We start from the raw sequence: 21,886 nt of genomic DNA, 5'->3' as shown, positions 1-21,886 counted from the left end.
GGGATAGGTGAAATTCTACCGTTAGTAACAATTACATACACAATCAAGTGCACACCTGTGAAGTTGGATGGAACCGTGGCCCTGCCACTCCAACGCTTTGTCAGGTGTGCTTTTTTCATAAAGGAGTTCTTATGTTAGATATCAAACGTATTCGTACAGACTTTGATGCTGTCGCAGAAAAATTAGCTACACGTGGTGTAGATGCTGCTATCTTAAACGAGATGAAAGAAATCGATGCTAAACGTCGTGACATCTTGGTCAAGGTTGAAACTTTAAAAGCAGAACGTAACACAGTTTCTGCTGAGATTGCCCAAGCCAAACGCAACAAGGAAAATGCAGATGACAAGATTGCTGCCATGCAAACTCTATCTGCTGAAGTCAAAGCCTTGGATGCTGAATTGGCAGAAATCGATGCTAAATTGACAGAATTTACTACTACTCTTCCAAACATCCCAGCTGACAGCGTTCCTGTTGGGGCTGACGAAGATGACAATGTGGAAGTTCGCCGTTGGGGTACTCCACGCGAGTTCGATTTCGAGCCAAAAGCTCACTGGGATCTTGGTGAAGATCTTGGTATCCTTGACTGGGAACGCGGTGGTAAGGTAACAGGCGCTCGTTTCCTCTTCTATAAAGGTCTCGGTGCTCGTTTGGAACGTGCCATCTACAACTTTATGTTGGATGAACATGGAAAAGAAGGCTATACGGAAGTCATCACGCCTTACATGGTTAACCATGACTCTATGTTTGGTACTGGTCAATATCCAAAATTCAAGGAAGATACTTTTGAACTCAGCGATAGCAATTACGTCCTTATTCCTACAGCTGAAGTTCCTCTGACAAACTACTACCGTGATGAAATCCTGGACGGTAAAGACCTGCCAATCTACTTCACTGCTATGAGTCCATCATTCCGTTCTGAGGCTGGTTCTGCCGGTCGTGATACTCGTGGCTTGATTCGTTTGCACCAATTCCACAAGGTTGAAATGGTTAAATTTGCCAAGCCAGAAGAATCTTATGAAGAATTGGAAAAAATGACAGCCAACGCTGAAAATATCCTTCAAAAACTTAACCTTCCATACCGTGTCGTTGCTCTCTCTACAGGAGATATGGGCTTCTCAGCTGCTAAAACTTACGACTTGGAAGTTTGGATTCCAGCGCAAAATACCTACCGTGAAATCTCAAGTTGTTCAAACACAGAAGATTTCCAAGCCCGTCGTGCCCAAATCCGTTACCGTGATGAAGCAGACGGCAAGGTGAAACTCCTCCATACCTTGAACGGTTCTGGACTTGCAGTTGGACGTACAGTGGCTGCTATTCTTGAAAACTACCAAAATGAAGATGGTTCTGTGACCATCCCAGAAGCACTTCGTCCATACATGGGCGGAGCTGAGGTTATCAAACCATAAAAAATAAGGTTTAGCTATTTCTAGCTAGACCTTTTTTCGTAACCAATTCAGATAAGAACCTAGTACAAAGACTAAAATAATTAAGCAAATAGCGGTTTCAGCCAGTACTAAATAATCCAAAAATGGAAGTTTCAAGATTCCCTGAGCCATCTTGAGCGAGGTAGCCGTGATAATAGTTGGGAAGGTGAGGGCTGAAAAGGCTGGTTGAAAGCCATGTTTTAAAATGTTGGGCAGGCGAGTCAAAACAAAGAAAAAGAAGGATTGGGAAGCCAAAATCATCACAACTAATAGCCAAGTCGGTAGGCTCTCTCCTCCAACTCGAACTAGGGAAGCCAAGAGTAGAGAGAAAGGAGCACAGTAGATTCCTTCTTGACCAAGCAAGGCTACGGGGAGTGGTTGTTTCTTTAAATCACTATAAATAAGGGGATAGAGATAGAAGGTTAGGAGAAAACCAAAACTCAAGGTCGCATAGGCAATTTCGATGATACCTACAAGAGGATAGGTCAAGGCAGCCACTGCTATCCCCACATAGAGAACCGTCCAGCTTGGAGTAGCATGAACCCTCCACCCCGGACAGGCAAATTTAATGGTAAAACCAGCAATCAGGGCTACATCCAAGAGAAATGAAAACCACCAGAGTCCTTGCGCTACCAAAGGAAGATGAGGGAAGACGCGAAAAACATAAGTCGATAAAATCATCCCAGCCATGGGAAAAGTCGCCATTCCTGACAAAAGAGGAGGTTTGGTCAATTCTTGCTTGGTTTCTTTCCAATTAAAGAGATGAAGAATAAGAAAGAATATCCACAAAATTAAACCTGTCAGACTAAATAGATGGGACAGAACCGGCAACGTATCTAAAATAAGATTTCCAGCTCCTGCTAAACCTAGCAAACATCCAGAAAATACCAAGGGGAGTTTTTTCATTCTAACCTCCAATAATCATGTTAGTTTCAGTATAGCATAAAAGCGCTTAAATGAGGGGATAAAAAATGAAGTCAAATTATTTCAGACTTCATTTTACTCAGATATGAATTAAGCATAAGGTTGCAATTCTGGGTTAATTGGGGTATTGGCTAGGTTGTTGGCATAGTTACAGAGGCTTGCTAGGCTGACACCAAGAACCACATCCAAGGCATTTTGTTGAGTGTATCCAGCTTCTAGAAACTCAGCCAAGGCTTCATCTCCTACACGTCCCTTGGTATTGATTACAGCCAAGGTAAACTTAGCTAGGGTGTCCAATTTAGGATCTGTTTCAATTGGAGTGCGATTGCGAAGGGCTTGCAGAAGGTCATCATTCATCTGGATTTGTTTGATGGAAAAAGCTGTGTGACCTGCCACGCAGAAAGCACAACCATTAGTTACAGCTGCCGTGATTTGCACCACTTCACGCTCAACTGGTGTCAGGCTATTGCGACGGTTGATGGCTCCGACAGTTCTGTAGGCTTCTAAGGCGGTAGGTGCATTAGCCAAGAGACCGATTAGGTTGGGAATATAGCCATTGTTATCTTTTTCTACTGTTTCAAGAACTTCTTTTACTTCTGATGGTGCTGATTCGACTGTATGGATAGTAAATGTTGTCATCATAAAACCTCTTTTCATGTTGTTGAAATCTAGTCTATCACAGATTCTATACCGTGTATAATATATATTTTAAATTGCACTGATAGAAATTTTTTATGAAAGCAAAAAATCACACGAGCTGTGTGATTTCATTATTTGTCAAAATACTTTTTAGTCTCAGCAATAACGACTGGCGATAAAACTAAGAGGGCAATCAAATTTGGCAGAGCCATCAAGGCATTGACAATATCTGCGATAATCCAAACCATATCCAACTCGATAAATCCTCCCAACAAGACCATGAGTACAAAGACCACACGGTAGAGCCAGATAAAGCGAACCCCAAAGAGGAACTCGAAACAGCGTTCTCCATAGTAGTTCCAACCAAGAATCGTTGTAAAGGCAAAGAGCACAAGGAAGATTGTTAAGAGAGCAGGTCCAAAGTGTGAAAAGACTGTTGAGAAGGCTGACTGAGTCAAGGCAACCCCATTTAAGTCACCACTCCAAACACCAGTCACCAAGATGGTCAAACCAGTCAGAGTACAGATAATGAGGGTGTCAATAAAGGTTCCTGTCATGGAAATCAAACCTTGCTCTACTGGTTCGTTTGTCTTAGCTGCAGCAGCTGCAATGGGAGCAGAACCCAGACCAGATTCGTTTGAGAATACACCACGCGCCACACCGTTTTGAATAGCCATCCGAATGCTAGCACCGGCAAATCCACCTACCGCAGCAACAGGACTAAAAGCGGATGTCAAGATTAAAGCGATTGTGGCAGGGATTTCCCCTATATTAAAGAAAATAACTGTCAGAGTTCCCAAAATATAAATGATAGCCATAAAAGGAACAACAGTAGTTGAAACCTTTGAAATGGACTTGAGCCCGCCAAAGACTGCAATTGCTACAAAGACAGATAACACAAGAGCTGTGATGGCTGGCGAAATAGCGGTTGTATTTTGGATAGATTCTGTAATCGAGTTTACCTGGGTAAAGGTTCCGATTCCCAACAAAGCTACTAGCACACCTGCTAGGGCAAAGAAGATGGCAAGGGGACGCCACTTTTCTCCCATCCCTAGAAGGATATAGTGCATTGGACCTCCCGCTACTGCACCATGGTCGTCCTTTGTGCGGTATTTAATCGCCAAAAGTCCTTCCGCATACTTGGTAGCCATCCCAAAGAAAGCGGCCATCCACATCCAAAAGAGTGCTCCTGGTCCACCGACCTTGATAGCTGTAGCTACCCCGATAATATTTCCCGTACCAACTGTCGCTGCTAGGGCTGTACATAGTGCTGCAAAGCTGGATACATCTCCATGCCCCTTGTCCTTAGTAAAAATAAGCTGGAAGGCCTTGGGCAGACGCAAAACCTGCAAGAGGCCTAGACGGGCAGTTAGGTAAATCCCTGTCCCGACCAAGAGAATCAAGAGGGGGGGGCCCCAAGCAAAAGCATCAATTGATTTAAGCAATTCTAACATTTCCTTCTCCTATCTTTTCAACCCCAAAAGAAAGAGCACATGCAAGATACATGTACTCTGGAATGCTTAGATAAATGCTAAAAAGCGGTCTATCCTAGCTCTGTCCTTTTACCTGAGAGTTTGAGCAGTTGCCTGCCTTGCCCCTTCGGTGCCTTTACGGTCTCTCCAGAGTTCCGTCCATTTACAGTCATGGAAAATCAAACGATTCGCCACTTCTATTAAACTTCATTCGGTGTTGGTATTTAATTGATTCTTATTTTACAAAAAATGTTGGCTTTTGTCAATGTGTTTATTAGTAAAACTTAATTCAACAGTTTTTACTGTATAAAGCCCGGAATACTGCTATCCTTTAAAAGTGACAATAGTCGCACCACTGCCTCCAGCATTTTGTGGGGCATAGCCGAAACTCTTGACATGCTTGTTTCTTTGTAGGTATTTGGTGACACCTTCACGGATGACACCTGTTCCGATACCATGGATGATATCTACTTGAGCCATATTATTAAGCAAGGCTTGGTCGATAAAAGCATCTAGCTCATTCATTGCTTCTTCGTAACGTTTGCCTCGAAGATCCAGTCTGGCTTGTGGGCCACGACCAGAAGTTCGTTTCACGACATTGACCTGTTTCTTCTTGACTTGCTTTTCTTGCTGGGCTTGAACGAGGTCAAACTCTTTTTCTTCCAAGGTCATCTTAATTAAGCCGACCTGGGCTTCCCAGCGGCCATCTTTGAGTTGACTGGTCAAGGTACCACGCTGTCCATAACTGAGAACAACGATATCATCTCCCACCTTTGGAGCTCGTTTTTTCTTGGCCTTTTGAAGAACCTTGTTTTTAGACAAATCTACTTTTTCAGGAGCCAATTTTTTCAACTTGGCCTTGGCTTCAATGATTTCGTGGGGCTTGAGTTGGGATTTGCTGTGGAGATTTTTGAGAATCTGGTCACTTTCACTCAGAGCCATGTCCACAATCTCAGCAGCCTGTTCACGCGCCTTGTTAAGCTCGGTTTCCTTTTCACGATTAAGCTCGTTGTAAAGTTTTTTGAGAGCACGGTTCATCTTGAGATTTTCTTGCTCCACCTCACGGATATTGTCCAAGCGTTTGCGACTCTCTAGCGTCTGCTCTTCCAGCTGCTCAATAATCCGATTGACATCATTGTCCTGATCGACCTGCTGACTGGCATCTCCTACGATAACTTCAGATAAACCTAGGCGTTTGGCAATTTCAAAGGCATTGCTTCGGCCAGGCACACCCTGCATAAAGCGATAGGTTGGACGAAGAGTCGCAGTATCAAACTCCATACTGGCGTTTTGCACAAAAGCTGTCTCGATACCATAGGCCTTAAGTTCTGGATAGTGGGTGGTTGCCATGGTCTTGACTTGACGTAGGCGAAGGTCCTCCAGAATAGCCATAGCAAGGGCAGCTCCCTCTTGGGGATCTGTACCAGCCCCCAACTCATCCAAGAGCAAGAGCGAATGCTGGTTGACCTTGCCAAGAATATCCACAATATTGGTCATGTGGCTAGAGAAGGTAGACAAGCTCTGCTCAATAGACTGCTCATCGCCAATATCAGCAAAGATTTCTTCAAAAATACCAACACGGCTTCCCTTGTCTGCTAAAATCGGCAAACCGGACTGGGCCATCACTTGTGTCAAGCCCAGAGTCTTGAGCATGATGGTCTTCCCACCTGTATTGGGACCTGTAATGACAATCGCTGTTAAATCTTGGCCAAAATGGACATCATTTGCGACGGCATTTTGAACCAAAGGATGGCAGACATGGAGCAGTTGAATCTCTTGATTTTCTGATAGCTGAGGAACAACTGCTTGCCTTTCTTGGATAAAACGAACCTTGGCACGAATCAAGTCTAAATGGCCAATAATCCAAGCGTCATTGGCAATCTCAGCCGCATGAGGGCGGACACGTTCAGAAATTTCTTGGAGAATGCGAAGCATTTCATAGCGCTCATCTGCTCGTAAACTGGCAATTTCTTCGCTCAGTTTGACCACCTCACGGGGTTCGATATAGACGGTGTTTCCACTAGCAGAAATATCATGAACGACACCTGCAATCTTATTGCGGTAGGTGTTTTTGACAGGTAAAACCTGACGGCCATTTCTGCTTGCAACGATTCCTTCTGTCAACATCTGCGCTTTTTGCTTGAGCAGATCCTGTAAAACATCGCGCACCTGACTCTCGCTATCATGGATTTTTCGACGGATGCGCGCTAATTCTTCACTGGCAAAATTTTCAATAAAACCTGCATCATTAAAGGCCTGGAGATTTCCTTGTAATTGCGGAAAATCGTGTAATTTCTCAAACCAAAGAGCTAATTCTTCCAAGCTAACATTTTCCAGATTGGCGTAAAAACTTTGCAGTTCTCGGCTAGCAAGAAGCACCCGCTTCAAGAGAAGGAACTCCTCGATATTGAGATCTGCCCCCATCTCCAACCGCTTACAGACTCCTGCAATTTCCTTGGTTGCGAGAATGGTAAAATGCGGTTGCTCGACGAAGAGTGCCTGCATTTCCTTCATCTCAGCAAAAGCCTGTTTGATTTTATCTGCCTTAGCAGTTGGAGCTAGCTGTCTCAGTTGCTCCAAGCCCTGCTCTGTCAACAAATGAGGTTCAAACAAGGCCTTGACCTTATTGAACTCTAATGTTTCTAATATTTTCTTATTCATCTTTATTTCCTTGTCTTTGAATGTCTAGGTGTAGTAGCTTTTTACATTCAGTCAAATCTGTAAACAAAGGGCTAGGAAAATTCCTGCCCTTTTTATCCGATTAAATTTGTCACCCAGATTTGTTTGAGCCAACTGGTTGTTACCGGTATGCTCTGGATGATGTGTTTTGCGACGATGCTCTTTTCAAGAGGATTTTGTATAGCCACCATGGGAATGGTCGCCAAAATTGTCAAAGCCATTTGCAAGACAAATAAGGTCACCAACATGGACAAGATCCCTGCTGAAACTTGGAATAACTTACCACCCAGTTTTTTACTAGGAATCAAGTGTAAGAGGAGACCAAGTAAACGACCGATGCTATAGACAATCCCAAATACAAGCAAGTAGCCAATCCCTGCGTAAAAGACCTTATCCAACTGAAAAAGTTGATCCGATGGGAAAAAGAAAGTTCCCTGACCTTCCTGCGGATTTGCATAAGGGAGTAGCAAATGAAATTGCTCTCCAAGTCCCTTATAAAACTGGCCAGCCACAAAAGCCGATGCCATGGCTGAAATCAGGTAATAAACCTGTAAGAGCAGGCCTCTCCGATAGCCGATATAAAATCCCCAAGCCAAGACCAATAGAAGAAGGAGTGAAATCATAAGGAATCCTCAATCTTGCTCTGTTCTTGCTTACAAGTCACGAGTTTGTGACGGAGTTCTTCTAACTCTTGCTCCTTATCATCAAATTCAATCTCACGACTGAGTTGAGTTGATAAACAGTTAACTGCCAACAAAAGAGCGATTGTTTCATCGTCTGCACTAGGCATTTGTTCTTTAATTGCTTGGTATTTTTCTGTCGCAACCTTGGCGATTTCCTCCATAAAGAGATTATCATGCTCGCTTGTCAAGGTTAATGATTTTTTCCCGAATGTAAATTTGAATCGATTTAGATTTGCCATAAAATTCACCTCACGATATTATACCAAAATTCGCTAACTTTGTCAGTTTTTACAAATTTGCCTGCTTTTATGGTACAATAGAAACTATGGCAAGTATAACACTCACACCAAGCGAAAAGGAGATTCAGGCTTTTCTTGAACACTATCGAAACAGTCTGGCTCCCAGCAAGAATCCTTATATTCGCTACTTTTTGCGACTACCTCAAGCTACCGTTTCTATCTATACTTCTGGAAAGGTCTTGCTTCAGGGTGAAGGGGCTGAGAAATATGCTCGTTTCTTTGGCTATCAAGTTCTAGAGGAAATAAGCGGACAAAATCTCCCTTTGATTGGGACAGATGAGGTGGGAAATGGTTCCTACTTTGGTGGGCTTGCAGTTGTGGCTTCCTTTGTCACTCCAGACCAGCATGATTTCTTACGCCAACTCGGTGTGGGGGATTCCAAGACTCTGACCGACCTAAAAATCCGTCAGATTGCCCCTATCCTCAAGGAAAAAATCCAGCATCAGGCACTGCTTCTCTCGCCAAGCAAGTACAACGAGGTCATCGGAGACCGCTACAATGCTGTTTCGGTTAAGGTTGCTCTCCATAATCAGGCTATCTATCTCCTCCTTCAAAAAGGTGTTCAGCCTGAGAAAATTGTGATTGATGCTTTCACCAGTGCTAAAAATTATGACAAGTATTTAGCACAAGAGGCCAATCGTTTCAGTAATCCTATCAGCTTAGAAGAAAAGGCTGAAAGCAAATACTTGGCTGTAGCAGTTTCTTCTATCATTGCGCGTGATCTCTTTCTGGAAAACCTTGAAAATCTAGGACGAGAACTGGGCTATCAACTTCCAAGTGGAGCTGGAACGGCTTCTGATAAGGTAGCTAGCCAGATTTTGCAAGCCTATGGTATGCAAGGACTCAATTTCTGCGCCAAACTGCACTTTAAAAATACTGAAAAAGCGAAAAAACGCTTAGAAAGGTAAGTTATGAATTCATTTAAAAATTTCTTAAAAGAGTGGGGATTGTTCCTCCTAATTCTGTCATTACTAGCTTTAAGTCGTATCTTTTTTTGGAGTAATGTCCGCGTAGAAGGACATTCCATGGATCCTACCCTAGCAGATGGCGAAATCCTCTTTGTTGTCAAACACCTCCCTATTGACCGTTTTGATATCGTGGTGGCCCATGAGGAAGATGGCAATAAGGACATTGTCAAACGTGTCATCGGAATGCCTGGCGACACCATCCGTTACGAAAACGATAAACTTTACATAAATGACAAAGAGACTGACGAACCTTACCTAGCTGACTACATCAAACGTTTCAAGGATGACAAACTTCAAAGCACCTACTCAGGCAAGGGCTTTGAAGGAAATAAAGGCACTTTCTTTAGAAGCATCGCTCAAAAGGCTCAAGCCTTCACAGTTGATGTCAATTACAATACCAACTTTAGCTTTACTGTCCCAGAAGGAGAATATCTTCTCCTCGGAGACGACCGCTTGGTTTCGAGCGACAGCCGCCACGTAGGTACCTTCAAAGCAAAAGATATCACAGGGGAAGCTAAATTCCGCTTCTGGCCAATAACCCGCATCGGAACATTTTAAGAGACCTAAGAGGCCGAGAATCAAGAATCTCAGCCTCTTCTTCTATCGTGAGAATATGATTATTCACTATCCAGTTTGATTAAGATAGAAACAAAGTTATACTCAATGAAAATCAAAGAGCAAACTAGGAAGCTAGCCGCAGGTTGCTCAAAGCACTGCTTTGAGGTTGTAGATAGAACTGACGAAGTCAGCTCAAAACACTGTTTTGAGGTTGTGGATAGAACTGACGAAGTCAGTAACATATATACGGCAAGGCGAAGCTGACGTGGTTTGAAGAGATTTTCGAAGAGTATTAACTCTCACCTATTTATGCAAAGGAATCTTATGGAAGTTTATTTTTCAGGAACTATTGAACGGATTATTTTTGAAAATCCCAGCAATTTTTATCGCATCCTTCTCCTAGAAATCGACGATACGGACGCAGAGAATTTTGATGATTTTGAAATCATTGTCACGGGTACCATGGCTGACGTGATTGAGGGAGAAGACTATACTTTTTGGGGACAAATTGTCCAGCACTCCAAGTATGGGGAACAACTGCAAATTAGCCGTTATGAACGCGCAAAACCAACTAGCAAGGGCTTGGTCAAGTACTTTTCAAGTAGCCATTTCAAGGGGATTGGTCTCAAGACAGCTCAGAAAATCGTGGACACCTATGGCGACAATACCATTGACGAAATTTTGCAACACCCAGAAAAGCTAGAAGGCATCGCAGGTCTCTCTACCAAAAATCGCGAGGCTTTCGTCTCCACTCTCCGTCTCAACTATGGAACGGAGATGGTCTTGGCCAAACTAGCTAACTACGGCATTCCCAATAAACTAGCCTTTCAAATTCAAGACTTTTACAAGGAAGAAACCCTTGATGTGGTTGAAAATTATCCCTACCAGTTAGTTGAGGATATCAAAGGATTGGGATTTACTATTGCTGACCAATTATCGGAAGAACTAGGCATCGAAAGTCAGGCTCCTGAGCGTTTTCGTGCCGGTCTAGTTCACAGTCTTTTTCATGCCTGTATGGAAACAGGGGATACCTATGTTGAAGCACGGGACTTGCTGGAACAAACCCTTACTCTCCTTGAATCTTCCCGTCCCGTAGAACTAGATCCCAGTCAAGTGGCTCGAGAACTCTCCTACCTAATCGAAGAAGACAAGGTTCAGCAGATTGATACCAAGATTTTTGACAACAGCCTCTTTTTCGCTGAGGAGGGTATCCGTAGTCACTTGGTTCGCATCCTTGAAAAAGGAAAACAAAAGAGCCAGAATTTAGAAACTATTCGAAAACATATCGCTACTGTCGAGGATGAGCTGGGGATTGAGTATGATAGCATTCAAAAACAGGCTATCTGCGACGCTATCCAGAACAAGATCTTTATCCTAACAGGTGGGCCTGGTACTGGTAAGACAACGGTTATCAATGGTATCATCGCTGTTTATGCCCTTTTAGAAGGACTTGACCTCAGGAAAAAAAGCAATCTGCCCATTCTTCTTGCTGCTCCAACTGGTCGAGCTGCTCGGCGCATGAATGAATTGACAGGCTTACCGAGCGCGACCATACACCGCCACTTGGGAATGACAGGCGACGATGATACCAGTCATCTGGAAGATTATCTAGATGCTGACTTTATCATCGTAGATGAATTTTCTATGGTGGATACTTGGCTGGCCAATCAACTCTTCTCAAACATCTCTTCTAACAGTAAAATTCTCATCGTGGGAGATAGCGATCAGCTACCGTCTGTCAGCCCTGGACAAGTTCTAGCTGACCTCCTTCATATTCCTTTGATCCCTCAGACTCGCTTGGAAAAAATTTACCGGCAAAGCGAAGAATCAACCATCGTCACCCTAGCTAGTCAGATTCGACAGGGCATCTTACCAGCTGATTTCACCCAGAAAAAAGCTGACCGTTCTTACTTTGAAATTGCTAGTGGCCATATTCCTGCTACCATTGAGAAAATCTTAGGAGCTGCCCTCAGAAGTGGTATTCCTGCCCGTGATATCCAAGTTCTGGCTCCCATGTACCGAGGGACTGCAGGGATTGATGCCATCAACCAGCTCATGCAAGACCTCCTGAACCCACCACAAAAAGACCAACTTAGTTTTGAAGCCCCCCAGTGCCACTATCGTAAGGGCGACAAGGTCATTCACCTGGTCAACGATGCTGAAATCAATGTCTTTAATGGAGATTTGGGAGCTATCACAGACTTGATTCCTGGTAAATACACCGAGTCGAAACAAGATGAGATTGTCATTGATTTTGATGGCAATGAGGTCTCTTACCCACGTAACGAATGGTACAAGATTCGCTTGGCCTATGCTATGAGTATCCATAAATCACAGGGAAGTGAGTTCCCTGTTGTCATACTGCCTATCACTAGTGCTAGTAGGCGAATGCTGGAGCGCAATCTCATCTACACAGCCATTACTCGTGCCAAAAGCAAGCTTATCTTACTAGGCGAATTACAGGCTTTCGACTATGCTACCCAGCATATCGGAACTGCCCGAAAAACCTATCTGATTGAACGCTTCAGTGATTTATTGGAAACTGTTGAAGAAAAGCAACAAACTGTCTCTGAAACAGCCACATCAAGTACCTCTGAACAATCCTACATCCTAACAGAAGAAAACTGGGACAGCATCCCAGCCATGATTGGGATTACAGAAGCAGACCTCAAAGAGATTTTTGGAAAATAGTGTATAAGAAAACCCACCAATTCAGGTGGGATTTTTGTTTATTAAGATTATTTAACTGTTGCTGTGCTTGTAATCAATTCAACAGCTTTTTTGATTGTGATATCGTGTTTCAACATATCAGCTGAAAGCAAGCTTTGTACTTGTGCAACTTCCATGTTGTAATCTGCAGCCAATTGCTCGATTTCTTTTTGAATTTCTTCTTCTGAAGCGTCAAATCCTTCAGCTTTGGCAACTGCTTCGATAACAAGGTTAGTCTTAGTACGTGACTCAGCTTCTGCTTCGTATTGTTTGTGAAGGTCTTCTTGAGTAGTTCCAGTGATTTGGAAGTACATGTCAGGATTGATACCTTGACGTTGCAAGTTTCCAAGGAATTCGTTTACTGAACGATGAACTTCTTCGTGAATCATTTCTTCTGGAAGTTCTACGATTTCAGCGTTTTCTACAGCTTTATCAATTGCTGCACCTTCAACTGCATCTTTGTAAGCTTCTTCTTTAGCAGCAGCCAATTCCTTGCGGTATTTTTCTTTCAATTCAGCAAGTGTTTCAACTTCTTCATCGATGTCTTTTGCAAGCTCATCGTCAAGAGCTGGAACTTCTTTAGCTTTTACTTCGTGGATAGTTGTTACGAATTTAGCTTCTTTACCTGCAAGGTCTTCTGCTTGGTAGTCTTCTGGGAATGTTACGATAACATCAACAGTTTCGCCAGCTGAGTGACCTACCAATTGGTCTTCAAAACCAGGGATGAATTGACCTGAACCAAGTCCAAGTGAGAAGTTTTCACCTTTTCCACCGTCAAATTCAACATCGTCAATAGAACCAACGAAATCGATGACAACAGTGTCGCCGTTTTCAGCAGCAGCTTCTTTGATAACCAATTCAGCCAAGTTGTTGCGTTCGCGTTCGATACGCTCTTCAACGTCAGCATCAGTTACTTCTTTTTCTACATCTACTGATACTTCAAGGTTTTTGTAGTCACCCAATTTTACTTCAGGTTTTGTAACGACTTCAGCTGTGATAACCCAGTCTTGACCTTTTTCCATTGAAGTTACGTCAATTTTTGGTTGAGCAACGACTTCAAGACCAGCTTCTTTAACAGCTGCTTCATAAGCGTTTGGCAAAAGAGCGTTCATAACGTCTTGGTAAAGTGACTCTTCACCAAATTTTTTGTCGAAAATAGGACGTGGAAGGTGACCTTTACGGAAACCTGGAACATTAAGAGATTTCTTCACTGAGTTGAAGACACGGTCCAATTCTGGTTTGATTTGGTCTTGAGAGATAGTGAAAGTCAAGACACCACGGTTTGTTTTTTTGTTTTCAAATGATACAGACATTCTGTCATTTCTCCTTAAAATTTTTTAAATACAGTCTATTATAACATAAATGGGCGACTTTTTTCAAGTAATGAATGCGCTTTTCAACGATAGGAAAGGTACTTGCTTGCTTCCTTGATACTAAGGTCAGCTATTTCTCAAATATTATTTTTGCATATCTGTTAAAAGTCCTCACGCCCCACCAAGTGGTGCTGAAAGGCATAGACTGCAGCCTGGGTACGATCGCTGACTTCAAGTTTGGCAAGAATGTTGGACACGTGGGTCTTGACCGTCTTGAGAGAGATAAAAAGTTCATCTGCGATTCGCTGATTTTCGTAGCCCTTGGCGATGAGTTGGAGAACATCTCGCTCACGCGCAGTCAAGTCTTCATGTAGTTCTATGTGATTGCGGTGGTATTCGACCTTCTTGCTGACCTCTTGTTCAATAGCCAACTCACCAGCAGACACCTTACGAACAGCGTGTAGCAATTCATCTGCACTAGAAGTCTTGAGCATATAGCCCCGAGCACCAGCATTTAAAACAGGCATGATTTTTTCATTGTCCAAGTACGAAGTCACAATCAAAATCTTAGCTTCGGGCCATTCTTTGAGGATGGCCAAGGTCGCGTCAATCCCATTCATCTCAGGCATGACAATATCCATGACAATAACGTCCGGACGCAGTTCCAAGGCCAAGTCAATACCCTGAGAACCGTTTGCTGCCTCGCCCACAACTTCTACATCGTCTTGGAGGTCAAAGTAGCTTTTCAAGCCCAATCGGACCATTTCATGGTCATCCACTAGTAAAATTTTCATCTTTACTCCTTTATCATTCCTTATCGAGCAGGGGAATACGGATATCAACTGCCAACCCTTGCTTGGGTGCTGTCAATAACTGAACCGTCCCTGCCATATCTTCAACCCGCTCCTTGATATTGCGGAGTCCATAACTCAAATCGTCTAAACTCCCTAACTGGAAACCAATCCCATTGTCCACCACCTTCAGCTGCAATTCAAAATCCGTCTGATAGAGGTAAACATCCAAACAAGATGCCTGGGCATGGCGGAGGGTATTGCTGATCAACTCTTGCAGGATACGGAAGATATGCTCCTCGATTTTCTTAGGCAATTGCGTCACATTTTGCTTGAAACCAACCTTGAGATCACTCTTGTCCTCAAGCTCTTTTAAGAGGATTTGAATCCCTTCAACCAGACTCTTCTGCTCTAGTTCAACTGGTCGCAAATGCAAGAGCAAGACTCGCAAATCCTTCTGGGCAGTTTCTAAAATAGCTGTGACACTCTGCAACTGGATTTGCATCTTTTCTCTATCAAGCTTTAAAGCCTGCTGGCTGACACCTGACAAAATCATGTGAGCCGCAAACAACTCTTGACTAACTGTATCGTGCAAATCCCGAGCAATCCGCTTCCGTTCCTTCTCAATGATTTCCTCTTCCTGAGCAAGGCTGTGATTTTCAGCCTTTTGAAGAGCCTCTGTCAGAAGATTAAGTTTACCTGACAAGGACTTGAAACTGGCATCCAAATCTGGATCTGCAACCTGAACCACTTCTTGCCCTGCCAATAATCGCTTAAGGTTCGCCTGCACTTTTCTGAGAGAAAACTCTTCAACACCTCGCCAAAACAGGGCTAAGAGGCAGGTCATGGACATGCTAAATACCAACAACAAAAAGACAAATTTTTCTGTTTTTTCGATATCGTGCAAGAAAATGGACCAGTCAAAGTTAAGGATTTCCAGCAAGCTGTGGGAGAAAAATAAGACAAACAGGATGGAGGTGAGAGCAATGATTACATAGGCTTGTTTTTTCATCCTCTAACCACCTCCACATCTCCAATCATAGTGGTCAAGAAAATCTTGACACTCTTGTTACTCTTAAGATAGTCTTTGGTTTCTTGATGATAGTGTTCATTGCGAAGGGCCCGCTTAGGTTGGTTGAAAAAAGTCAAATCACCATAGAGACAGTTAACGCTGAGACTGACTTCTACATCTACAGGTACAATGATTTTGGTCGTTCCTACCATCTTTCTGAGGATAATGACATTGTCGTGATTGGTTAAGATGACCCTCTCCAGATGAATAGTGTCCTTGCCCATGAGACGAAAAAGATTGATATCATCAAACTGGCAAGTCTGGTAGCTTGAAAAATGATGAAGATTTCCAAACCAACGATTTTTCTCCTTCTTAACCGTCACCACCTCTTCAAAAACTAAATTTGTCTGCTCTTTTTCCTGGTTCATCATCGGATAAAGAAGAAAAAGGCTATAGATGACCGCAACAAAAATAGCTAGAATCACAAAAGGATTGAGCATGACGATGAAAAAGAAGAGAATGGTTGCCACTACTAAAAGGAGGTTATTCCCCTCTTTACCAGTGTAATAGCGAATCAAAAGCAAAAAGAGGAATAGAATCAGCAGAAAACGCGAAAAATGCTCTGATACCATTAAAATCAGAGCTCCTGTCAAAAGACAGGCTTCGATAAATAAAAAGATTTTAAATTTTCTCATAGGTTCATCCTCTCCTTTCTATTTTATCACAATTCAAAAAAGTCACCTCGGTCTGCAGATGGAAAAAAGGCGGTGGTTACGCCTTTTTCATCTGATCATTTGCTTCTTTTAATTTTCCGTAGAGAAGATAGTCTACTTTTTGTAGATCTGCTATGGTGGCACAATTAAGAGCACACATGATCAAGCGTAGATCTGCTTTCCAGCCTTGAACAACGGCAACTACTTCTTCAACCGTGTAGTTTTCAACCAATCCCAGAACTGTTCGAGACAGTCCCACGGCTTTGGCACCAAAGACTAGGCACTTAATCATATCCAGAGGATTTCGAACCCCTCCACTAACCAAGAGTTCGACCTTGTCTTTCCAGTCTTGGGCATTGAGAAGGGCTTGCATGGTGGACTGGCCCCATTGATTGAGGTAATCACGTTGGCCACTACGGCGGTTTTCAATATAGGCAAAACTGGTACCGCCACGACCCGATATATCAAAGGCTCGAACACCCAGTTCATAGGCTCTTTCAATGGTCTTCACATCCATCCCAAAGCCAACTTCCTTGAGAACAATAGGGACAGGGATTTGCTTGCTATAGTCTGCTAGATGCGATTGCCAGCTTCTGAACTTTCTTTCTCCTTCAGGCATGAGTAATTCCTGCATGACATTGACATGCACTTGCAGGAGAAGAGGATGCATCTCTTCTACAGTCTGAAGTCCTAACTCGACAGGCTTGTCCAATCCAATATTGGTTCCAAGGAGGAGATTGGGATGACTAGATTTGACAAAAAAAGAGTCATCTGTTGGATCTTTGAGGGCTGCGCTATAAGAACCCGTTACAAATAAAATACCACAGGCTTCCGCCACTTGAGCCAGTTTTTGATTGATTTCTCTTCCCTTATCGCTTCCACCCGTCATAGCATTGATATAAAAAGGAAAGTCCCACTTTCGACCAGCAAACTCTGTCGACAGATCGATTTCTTCCAGGTCGTAAAGAGGCAAGGAAGAATGAATCAGCTCCACCTCATCAAAGCTATTATAGAAACTTTTCTGTTCAAGGGCATAGCGGATATGCTCATCCTTGCGATTTGTCGTCATGTCCTATCCTTTCTTGGTATAAGAGCTCAATCCCCAGATTGGCCCAACGATTTTTTAGGGTTTCAGTTGAGTGCGCATCAAAACTCAAGGCAATGCCACAGTCACCACCACCAGCGCCGCTACTCTTGGCAACAGCCTGCAAATCTTGACTAGCTTCTTTCAGCTGTCTAAGCGAAGGTGTGTAAATATCTGCGCTCAAGCCTTCTAAGAGCTGGCTCGCTCTTCCCACTTGCTCGATGCTTTTTTCTACTTTCCCCTGCTCCAAGGCTTCTACCAAAGCAGCTACCGTTTCTTTTGAGGAAGTTAAAAAGTTCTGATCTATATTTTGCTTAATTTGCTGGACCATGTGACTTGATACAGCCACTTCCTTGGTCCATCCCACTAGGAAATCGCATTCTAAAGTTGGTTTCACTTGTAAAATTGAAAAGCCCCACTCACGCTCTAAAACTGTCGCCAAGTTTTCTTCTTCCAACCAAGCAGCTACCTTCTGGCGATCAAAAGACTGGTAGACAACCAAATCCTCTGCCACAATACAGGCAAGGTCTCCCATGGAACCATTGTCTCCTCGCTTGAGCAAGACAGCACTAGCCAGCTTGAACAAGAGCTCCTGATCAACAGAAACATCATACAGAGCCAGTAAAGCCTTGACAACCAAGACAACGACGCTACCGCTAGAACCTAAACCAAACTTTTTCCCTTCTCGTTCCATTTTCCCACGAATTTCTAGAGAAAAAGGCCGCAAGGTTTGCCCACGATAAACAAGGAAATCTTCCACTAAAGCAATCGTTTCTTGAATCAAACTGTAAGCAGGATTTGGTGTCAAGTCCACTGCGAAATCAAACATATCCGAATAAATACGGTAACTATCAGAAAAAGCAATCTCGCCCTTCATATAGATGGGAATAGCCTTTATCAAGGCTAACTGCCCAGGCTCTAAAATAGCATATTCGCCTGCCCAATAGAGTTTTCCGCAAGTTTTAACAGCAATCATCTTGGCTCAAATCCTTTGTTTTTGACACAATCAAGCGATAACGTTGACCGAAGATTACTGATAAATGCTCCAAGTCTTTCTCCTGACAGAGGACCTTGACATTGGGACCAGCATCCATGGTAAAGTAGCAGGCTTCCCCTTGTTCACGAAGCTGGCGAACAAAGTCCATGGCTTCATAAGTCGCATCGGTCAGATAAGAAAAGGCTGGTGATGCTGTTTTGGTCGTAGCGTGCATAGCCAGGGCATTTTTCTCAGTCAATTCCCCAACCTTGGCAAAGTCATTTTCCTTGAGATAAACCAGCATATCTTGATAGTCTTTCTCAGACTGACGAACCCAGTCATCAAAAGTCGTCGAAGTTTCCACACAGAGTTTCATCCCGTCACGGCTAGAGATTGGTTTTTTCTTATCCTCTAGCACCAACATAATCATAGCTAGTTTCAAGTCTGTCTCTACAGGGTAAATTTCTCCGCTATCCTTATCCCAGGCACCTAGTGGTCCATAAAAACTCCGAGAAGAAGAGCCTGAGGCAAACTTCGCCTCCTGCGCCAACTGACTTCTATCCAATCCAAGCTGAAAATAAGCATTGCAAGCCTTGACCAAGGCAGACAAACCACTAGAACTTGAGGACAGGCCCGCTGCTGTCGGCATATTGTTTTGAGTATCGATGCGGACAAAGCCTTCACCATCTGGACGGTAACGGTCAATAATCTTACTCATCTTGGCATGCTCCGCCTCATTTTGCAGCTGACCATTTATATAAAAGGCATCAGCTGACGCATTGGCTGGTAAAGGCGATAAAGTCGTCTCTGTGTACATATTTTCCAAAGTCAGAGAAATACTGCTAGTAGCAGGAACCATCTCTTTTTCTTGTTTCTTTCCCCAATATTTGATAATAGCAATATTTGCGTAGGAACGTACTGTTACAGGCTCTCTATCCATGTCTGAATAGCTCCTTTCTCTTCTAATCTTTCTGCTAGTTCTTGTGCTTGGTCCAGATTGGCTACCAAGGCGATAATACAGCCTCCAAGGCCACCACCGCTCATCTTGGCACCCAGAGCACCATGACTAAGAGCCGTTTCAACCAAAGAGTCTGCCTCAGGGCTACTGACACCAATTTCTTTTAAATGTAAATGTGCTTGACTGAGGATTTTCCCCAGCCCTTCAGCATCTTTTCGTGAAATCGCATCCTCTGCCTGCTGGGTCAATTCTCCCAAGGCATGTAAAAACGGTAGGGCATCCTTCCCCTTGCTCTGAACCACTTGGATGGCTTCACGTGTATGACCATAAACGCCCGTGTCGGCAATCACCAAATAGGCTGATAGATCCATCTCAAGCTCTGTAAATCCTACATTCTTAATAAAGCGAATAGGTTGGTCACTGAGACAGGTTTTAGCATCCAAACCACTTGGATTCATATGGGCAATCATCTCAGCCCGATTGACCAAGATTTCTAGTACATCATGAGGCACATCAGCCTCATAGTAGTCAAATACTGCACGAATGGCTGCTATGCTGATAGCGGCTGACGAACCCATTCCCCGTTTTTCAGGGATAGCCGAGTCAATCTCACAGCGAATACAGGCTTCTTTGATATCCAAATACTCCAGCGAAGCATAAACTGCCATGGACAAGGTATCTTCCTCATAGAGACGCCATGGACTCGCTGCAGGAACTACCTTACAAGTCACTTCCACCTCCAAAAGAGGCAGGGAAATGGCAGGATAGCCGTAAACGACCGCATGCTCTCCTATTAAAATAATCTTACTATGTGCCTGACCGACACCAACTTTTTTTGTCATTTTTTCCTTTTACTAGACGAAAAAGCCGTCTTATTTTTTCATACAAGTATTTATTCTCTCCTATCTATTTTATTATATTTTCACAAAAAAAGCGATTGTTTCCTTCACAATCGCTTCTTTCATTATTGAATCCATTCGCCATTATAGTTGACAGAATAGCCATCTACGGTCGTATTCACTGCTAAAGCACCTGAGCTATAAGCATAGTACCATTTGCCATTAATCTGGAACCAACCTGTTGCCATTGCTCCTGATGAACGGAGATAGTACCATTTGTTCCCAAGGTTTTGCCAGCCCGTTTTCATATCACCATTTTCAGCATCTAGATAATACCAAGTTGAGCCGTCTTGATACCAGCCAGTTGCCATTGCTCCTGATGAACGGAGGTAGTACCACTTGTTACCAAGATATTGCCAACCTGTTTGCATGATGCCAGTTGTTGGATCTAGATAATACCATGGAGCAGCTTTTAGCTTATCTTCATCATATGTAAGAGGAAAATCCTTAACCCAACCACGTGCTAGTTCCCCAACAGTCAATCTGTTGATGCGAGAATCAAATCCACCATCCTTCAGTAAATAATACCAGTGCCCCTCATCATAAACCCAACCAGTTTTTAAGGTGTGATAACTACGTTGATCTTCAAAATAATAGACTCGTTTCTCTGCTGGACTATCATATTGTTCCCCATGATGTTTGTTGGTATTTGTAGCAGTTTTTGCTTCTAAAACTTGCTTACCAACAAATTCTTGTAGTACCCCATCTTGACCAAAGTAAAACCAATCTGGTCTAAAAGCAACATCTTGCCTTAGAGAAGAACCAATCGTAACCCCTTCGTGTGGAGCAGGTATATATTGCCAGCCGACAACCATCTCTCCAGATAAAGAATCAAAATAATAGTACTTACCATCAATCACTCGCCAGTAGGTTTCTTTGAGGTCCCCCTTCTTGTAGTAGATTCTTCCGTTTTCTTGGACAAATTTCCAACCCTCTGAATCAGTATCATCCGCCAATACTGTACTTGTCGCCAGTAAGCTAAAGAAAAAGACTGCTAATGCGATTTGCATCAATTTTTTTATTATTTTCATTAGACGTATCCTCCTTCAAGGATTCTAGCAAAAATTCAATTGTATGTCAATATGATGGCTTTAAAATAATATAATAACGAACTATCATTTGATTCACTAGTAAAATCTCCTAGCAGACTTTCCTGCTAGGAGATTTTCTTATGAGAGGTACTTGTTTAAGCTTTGAAAATCGGACTTATCACCTGATATTTATCAAACAATCTACCAATTAAGCTTCTTCGTCTTCTTTACGACGTCGACCTGCAAGACCAAGACCAAGTAATGCACTTGCGGCTGCTGCTACCATAGCTACAGTAGAATCTGCTGTACCTGTATTTGGCAATTCTTTAGCTGCTTTACGCGCATTTGCTTGTGCTGATGCTGTTTGACCAGCATTAGCTGCTGCTTGAGCAGTAGCTGGAGCTACAGCTGGTGTTTGGGCAGCTTGGTCATTAGCTGGAGTTGCATGATCAGTTGATGAAGCAACTTTCGCCATGAAGTCTTCGATACGTTTAACCATTGCATCCACTTCTGCTTGAGTTGCGTCTGCATTGGCAAATACTTTCTTAGCATCTGCTGATAATGCATTCGCTTCTTTTGCAGTTTCTGCATCAAGCTTAGCTGATTCTTTGATGATCAATTCATCTAGTTGACGAATAGCACCTTCTAACTTAGCTTTATCCACTTTTGCGTCAGTGTTAGTAGCTCCGTTACCGTTACCACTGTTATTGCCTCCACCATTTGATGGTACATATGGACGTTGTTTAAAGGTATC

At 43.1% G+C, this 21,886-nt stretch carries 20 protein-coding genes and 1 riboswitch; of the genes, 4 read left to right on the top strand and 16 right to left on the bottom strand.

The features are described 5' to 3' along the window. Positions 1–131 precede the first annotated feature (131 nt). The gene (gene serS, locus NMM26_RS04160; RefSeq protein ID WP_084927831.1) at positions 132–1,406 is read left to right on the top strand and encodes a serine--tRNA ligase; all 1,275 of its coding nucleotides are present in this window, start codon (positions 132–134) and stop codon (positions 1,404–1,406) included. Positions 1,407–1,430: 24 nt separating this feature from the next. Here the strand turns inward: serS and NMM26_RS04155 are convergent, their stop codons facing one another. The 6 genes from NMM26_RS04155 to zapA form a co-directional block, all read right to left on the bottom strand. Then, entirely contained in the window at positions 1,431–2,330 is a 900-nt protein-coding gene (locus NMM26_RS04155) for a TDT family transporter (protein ID WP_254753853.1), read from the bottom strand. Between the two features lie 108 nt (positions 2,331–2,438). Continuing rightward, the gene (locus tag NMM26_RS04150; protein WP_125851613.1) at positions 2,439–2,987 is read right to left on the bottom strand and encodes a carboxymuconolactone decarboxylase family protein; all 549 of its coding nucleotides are present in this window, start codon (positions 2,985–2,987) and stop codon (positions 2,439–2,441) included. Between the two features lie 131 nt (positions 2,988–3,118). Beyond that, positions 3,119–4,441, bottom strand: coding sequence for a sodium:alanine symporter family protein (locus NMM26_RS04145; RefSeq protein ID WP_254753852.1), 1,323 nt, complete (start codon positions 4,439–4,441; stop codon positions 3,119–3,121). Positions 4,442–4,531: 90 nt separating this feature from the next. After that, a riboswitch (glycine riboswitch) is annotated at positions 4,532–4,620 on the bottom strand. A gap of 163 nt (positions 4,621–4,783) precedes the next feature. After that, positions 4,784–7,120 (bottom strand): endonuclease MutS2, encoded by a 2,337-nt coding sequence (locus NMM26_RS04140; RefSeq protein WP_254753851.1) that lies wholly within the window; start codon positions 7,118–7,120, stop codon positions 4,784–4,786. Between the two features lie 92 nt (positions 7,121–7,212). Beyond that, the gene (locus NMM26_RS04135) at positions 7,213–7,761 is read right to left on the bottom strand and encodes a CvpA family protein (RefSeq protein WP_254753850.1); all 549 of its coding nucleotides are present in this window, start codon (positions 7,759–7,761) and stop codon (positions 7,213–7,215) included. Then, a complete protein-coding gene (gene zapA / locus NMM26_RS04130; RefSeq protein WP_000002019.1) occupies positions 7,758–8,060 on the bottom strand; it encodes a cell division protein ZapA in 303 nt (100 codons plus the stop codon). The genes NMM26_RS04135 and zapA overlap by 4 nt, the downstream gene beginning before the upstream one ends. A gap of 86 nt (positions 8,061–8,146) precedes the next feature. Here zapA and rnhC point away from each other — a divergent pair, with 86 nt between their 5' ends. The 3 genes from rnhC (at position 8,147) to NMM26_RS04115 (ending at position 12,337) form a co-directional block, all read left to right on the top strand. After that, positions 8,147–9,028 (top strand): ribonuclease HIII, encoded by an 882-nt coding sequence (rnhC, locus tag NMM26_RS04125; RefSeq protein ID WP_254753849.1) that lies wholly within the window; start codon positions 8,147–8,149, stop codon positions 9,026–9,028. A 3-nt stretch (positions 9,029–9,031) separates the two neighbouring features. Continuing rightward, entirely contained in the window at positions 9,032–9,646 is a 615-nt protein-coding gene (gene lepB / locus NMM26_RS04120; RefSeq protein WP_001083986.1) for a signal peptidase I, read from the top strand. Positions 9,647–9,970: 324 nt separating this feature from the next. Beyond that, on the top strand, positions 9,971–12,337 hold the full coding sequence (locus NMM26_RS04115; protein ID WP_254753848.1) for an ATP-dependent RecD-like DNA helicase: 2,367 nt from the start codon (positions 9,971–9,973) through the stop codon (positions 12,335–12,337). A gap of 47 nt (positions 12,338–12,384) precedes the next feature. On the opposite strand, the gene tig is transcribed toward NMM26_RS04115, so the two are convergent. The 10 genes from tig to NMM26_RS04065 form a co-directional block, all read right to left on the bottom strand. Further along, positions 12,385–13,668, bottom strand: coding sequence for a trigger factor (gene tig, locus NMM26_RS04110; protein ID WP_000116513.1), 1,284 nt, complete (start codon positions 13,666–13,668; stop codon positions 12,385–12,387). 161 nt (positions 13,669–13,829) lie between these two features. Continuing rightward, positions 13,830–14,462, bottom strand: a complete 633-nt coding sequence (locus tag NMM26_RS04105; RefSeq protein ID WP_000698417.1) for a response regulator transcription factor — start codon at positions 14,460–14,462, stop codon at positions 13,830–13,832. A gap of 13 nt (positions 14,463–14,475) precedes the next feature. Beyond that, positions 14,476–15,471 carry a sensor histidine kinase gene (locus tag NMM26_RS04100; RefSeq protein ID WP_000743688.1) on the bottom strand — a complete coding sequence of 332 codons (996 nt, stop codon included), beginning with the start codon at positions 15,469–15,471 and terminating at the stop codon, positions 14,476–14,478. Further along, the gene (gene liaF / locus NMM26_RS04095) at positions 15,468–16,166 is read right to left on the bottom strand and encodes a cell wall-active antibiotics response protein LiaF (protein ID WP_001224649.1); all 699 of its coding nucleotides are present in this window, start codon (positions 16,164–16,166) and stop codon (positions 15,468–15,470) included. The genes NMM26_RS04100 and liaF overlap by 4 nt, the downstream gene beginning before the upstream one ends. 76 nt (positions 16,167–16,242) lie before the next feature. After that, positions 16,243–17,253 carry a type 2 isopentenyl-diphosphate Delta-isomerase gene (gene fni / locus NMM26_RS04090; RefSeq protein ID WP_000210633.1) on the bottom strand — a complete coding sequence of 337 codons (1,011 nt, stop codon included), beginning with the start codon at positions 17,251–17,253 and terminating at the stop codon, positions 16,243–16,245. Then, positions 17,231–18,244: a phosphomevalonate kinase gene (locus NMM26_RS04085; RefSeq protein WP_000562401.1), complete on the bottom strand. Its 1,014-nt coding sequence runs from the start codon at positions 18,242–18,244 to the stop codon at positions 17,231–17,233. The genes fni and NMM26_RS04085 overlap by 23 nt, the downstream gene beginning before the upstream one ends. Beyond that, entirely contained in the window at positions 18,231–19,184 is a 954-nt protein-coding gene (gene mvaD, locus NMM26_RS04080; RefSeq protein ID WP_000373476.1) for a diphosphomevalonate decarboxylase, read from the bottom strand. Before mvaD ends, NMM26_RS04085 begins: the two co-directional genes overlap by 14 nt. Further along, the gene (mvk, locus tag NMM26_RS04075) at positions 19,166–20,044 is read right to left on the bottom strand and encodes a mevalonate kinase (RefSeq protein ID WP_000163297.1); all 879 of its coding nucleotides are present in this window, start codon (positions 20,042–20,044) and stop codon (positions 19,166–19,168) included. The genes mvaD and mvk overlap by 19 nt, the downstream gene beginning before the upstream one ends. 122 nt (positions 20,045–20,166) lie before the next feature. Beyond that, positions 20,167–21,132 (bottom strand): choline-binding protein CbpF, encoded by a 966-nt coding sequence (gene cbpF, locus NMM26_RS04070; RefSeq protein WP_000691499.1) that lies wholly within the window; start codon positions 21,130–21,132, stop codon positions 20,167–20,169. A 208-nt stretch (positions 21,133–21,340) separates the two neighbouring features. Continuing rightward, the coding region (locus tag NMM26_RS04065; RefSeq protein WP_254753847.1) for an LPXTG cell wall anchor domain-containing protein at positions 21,341–21,886 on the bottom strand (546 nt) is incomplete at its 5' end.

The sequence above is a fragment of the Streptococcus sp. CF7_Ac1-8 genome, from assembly GCF_024295435.1.
Taxonomy (GTDB): Bacteria; Bacillota; Bacilli; order Lactobacillales; family Streptococcaceae; genus Streptococcus; species Streptococcus mitis_AP.
This window is presented reverse-complemented; position numbering and strand designations above follow the sequence as displayed.